At 37.0% G+C, this 3,277-nt stretch carries 3 protein-coding genes; all 3 read left to right on the top strand.

All coding sequences use genetic code 11. The features are described 5' to 3' along the window. Window positions 1-202 precede the first annotated feature (202 nt). Genes NZ519_13255 through NZ519_13245 form a run of 3 tightly spaced genes read left to right on the top strand, consistent with a single transcriptional unit; the run spans window position 203 to window position 3,175 of the window. Complete coding sequence (locus tag NZ519_13255) at window positions 203-931, top strand: glycosyltransferase family 2 protein (GenBank protein ID MCS7029721.1); 729 nt, start codon at window positions 203-205, stop codon at window positions 929-931. A gap of 18 nt (window positions 932-949) precedes the next feature. Next, window positions 950-2,323, top strand: a complete 1,374-nt coding sequence (locus tag NZ519_13250) for a polysaccharide deacetylase family protein (protein ID MCS7029720.1) — start codon at window positions 950-952, stop codon at window positions 2,321-2,323. A gap of 24 nt (window positions 2,324-2,347) precedes the next feature. After that, complete coding sequence (locus tag NZ519_13245; protein MCS7029719.1) at window positions 2,348-3,175, top strand: SDR family oxidoreductase; 828 nt, start codon at window positions 2,348-2,350, stop codon at window positions 3,173-3,175. Window positions 3,176-3,277: the final 102 nt, after the last annotated feature.

The raw sequence follows: 3,277 nt of genomic DNA, 5'->3' as shown, positions 1-3,277 counted from the left end.
AAGGTCGGCGTGCTACGGGCTACGTGCGGAATGCCCCGACCCTTGCGCAGCAAGGGGCACGCCCAAAAAATAAAAAATTAAATTACTCTTCCTAACTACATCCAGGCTATGTTTTGGAACCACCGTTTTGTAAATTGCGCTAAATTTATTAAAAATTGTACGCAGATGGTAGGTAGCCATTTCATAGTTTAGCAAAGTAATTATGTCCATTTCTGTAGCTATTATTACCAAAAACGAAGCACATAACATTGTAGAGTGCTTGCGTAGTGTGCAATGGGCATCGGAGATTGTTGTGGTAGACTGTGGGAGTACAGACAACACAGTGGCTCTAGCACAAAGCATGGGGGCAAAGGTATTTTATCGGTCATTTGATACTTTTGGCGACCAAAAACAATATGCTGTTGAGCAATGTTCCAACGAATGGGTACTCTCTCTTGATGCCGATGAACGCATCCCTACTGAATTAGCTAATGAAATTCAAAAAGTTATTCAAAATAATCCAAAACAAAATGGCTTTTATCTTACTCGCGTCAATTTTTTATACGGCAAACGGCTTAAATATGGTGGAGTGGGTAAAGAAAAAATTTTACGCCTTTTTAGAAAAGAGTTTGCTACTTACCAAAGCCGAAGCTTACATGAATACGTTTTTGTAAAAGGAGAAACAGGTTATCTAACACACTACTTTGAACATCATTCTATTCCTACTCTAAACGCACATTGGCAAAAAATTATGGTCTACACAGATATTGAAACTGCCCAAAAACCAAAATACAATTTTTTTAAGTTAGCTATTTTGCCTTGGATAAAATTCATCAAATTGTACGTTTTCAAGCTCGGATTTTTAGATGGCTATGAAGGATATATGTGGGCAAAAATGAGTGCATTATCTCGTACTATAAGGACTTTCAAAGCTTACCAAAAACATAAGTAAATGCGTAATATTGCATACATGGAACAATTAGTCATTTTTACTCCTATTATTACTCCAAGACTAACCTACACCATTCTTGTATGCACAGAGTATTTGAGCCACGTAAAAGTAGAACTTACCGATAATCCGCAGTACTTTTCTACGGTAATGGGAATTAAGTGGAGCTACGGTCAGATTTTTGAAGATGCTTTATGCATATACGCCGATGGACTATTATGGCAAGATAATATCACTGACCAAGATTGGTATCAAGAAGGTCTATTTATATGGCGAACCAAAGATGTTTGTGGGCAATTTCATGTGTCTATTGATATTTTTTCGGCAATATTTTACCTTATTTCAAGATATGAAGAATACTTGCCTTACAACCCAGATATTCACGGGCGAATGCCTGCCCAACAACATACATTGGTCAAGTACAATTTGCATAGAAAAGCTGTGGTACATCACTATTGGGAATTTGTATTAGACGCATCTTTTCGGTTTTTTGGCTATCACATTCCTGTAAAATATCCCGTATACACTGCAAAAGTAACATTTGATTTAGACCATCCTTTTGAGTTTTTGCACAAACCTTACTTAATTAACCTTTACGGCTTTACCAAAGATCTTTACAAACGAGATTGGAAAACCTTTGCGCGCCGTTTCAAAACCTTGTTCGGAAAAGCTACAGACCGCTTTTATACTTTTGAGTACATATTCAAACAACTGCAAATTCATCAAAGATCAAGTATATGGTTTATTTTAGCTAGCCAGCAGCATCCTTTGGACAGCAGACATAATATTGACCAAAAGTTTTATCTCAACTTAATAGATAAAATTATGCAAAATAGTGGCGAAGTAGGTCTGCATGCTTCTTATCTAACAGCAATGGAATATGCTCATTTTTTTACGGAAGGTATTCAGTTCCAAAATATACCTCAACAAGCTCAAGCTTATCCTTATCAAAAGTTATGTAAAGAAAAATTGTCGTTAGAGAAGCTTGTGCCTTATGTAATTACCAAGAATAGACAGCATTTTTTGCGAGTAAAATTTCCTACTACTTATCAAAACTTGATAGAAGCAGGTTTCTTGGAAGATTATTCAGTAGGTTATTTTGACGAAGTTGGATTTAGAGCAGGGATAGCCGTTCCTTATCCATTTTTTGACTTGAAAAAAAATAAAATAGAAAAAAATTTAACCCTGTATCCGCTTGTATGTATGGATATAAGCTTGCAGCAATATTTGCGGTACACGCCCGAGCAAGCAAAGGCAGTTAGTCAGCAGCTTATAGAAGAAGTAAAATCGGTTAATGGTACTTTTATTACACTTTGGCATAATAACAATCTTCACAATGAACAAGAGTGGGCGGGTTGGCGAGAAGTTTTTGAATATCAGCTTTCAATAATGTAGTACAAACTTTTAGTTTTGCAAATTATGTCTTTTTTCAAAGATAAAGTAGTAGTTATCACGGGCGCATCGGATGGAATAGGTGCAGCAATAGCCAAAGCTTTAGCCCAACAAGGCGCTATCTTATCCATTTGTGCAAGAAATGCGGACAAATTAAATCAAACGGCTGCTGTATGCAGAAATTTAGGGGCAAGAGCTGTGTTAGCTATTCCTACAGATGTAAGCCAAATAGAACAGTGTAAAAACTTTATAGAACAAACGCTTAACACATTTGGAACCATTCATATTCTTATCAATAATGCAGGAATTTCTATGCGAGCTTGCTTTTTGGATACGGAAATTAGCGTAATTGAAAAAGTAATGAATGTAAATTTTTGGGGATCGGTGTATTGTACAAAATTTGCTTTACCAGAGTTGATTAAAAATCAGGGTTCAATAGTAGTAGTGTCTAGTGTAGCTGGTTTCAAAGGATTACCTGCGCGCACAGGCTATTCGGCATCTAAGTTTGCTTTGCATGGTTTTTTTGAAAGTTTGCGTTGTGAACTTTTACCTGACAATGTTCATGTATTGATAGCTTGCCCTGGATTTACAAATACGAATATCCGAAATACTGCCCTTACAGCCACGGGCGAGATGCAAAAAGAAACTCCCTTAGATGAAAGCAAGCTTATGCCTGCTGAAACTGTAGCTAAAGCTATTTTGCGTGCTATTGAAAAGCGTAAGCGTACTATTGTGCTAACCGTAGAAGGTAAGCTAACCGTTTGGCTAAATAAATTTTTTCCTAAATTTATTGACAAAAAAGCTTATCAGAAGTTATCTAGTGAACCTAACACACCGTTAAAAAAGTGGAAGTAGAGATTGTAAGGTCTAAGATAGTTTAATTTTTTTTGGGCGTGCCCCTTGCTGACGCAAGGGTCGGGGCATTCCGCACTGTGCTTCGCTTCGGTACTTCGCTAC

It is taken from the genome of Bacteroidia bacterium, from assembly GCA_025056095.1.
Classification (GTDB): domain Bacteria; phylum Bacteroidota; class Bacteroidia; order JANWVE01; family JANWVE01; genus JANWVE01.
Note: the sequence above shows the minus strand (reverse complement) of the source record. Positions and strands in the feature narration are given on the sequence as shown.

Excerpts from the sequence above, each read along its gene's own strand:
- NZ519_13255 (MCS7029721.1), top strand. The coding sequence starts at position 203 with ATGTCCATTTCTGTAGCTATTATTACCAAAAACGAAGCACATAACATT.
- NZ519_13250 (MCS7029720.1), top strand. The coding sequence starts at position 950 with ATGGAACAATTAGTCATTTTTACTCCTATTATTACTCCAAGACTAACC.
- NZ519_13245 (MCS7029719.1), top strand. The coding sequence starts at position 2,348 with ATGTCTTTTTTCAAAGATAAAGTAGTAGTTATCACGGGCGCATCGGAT.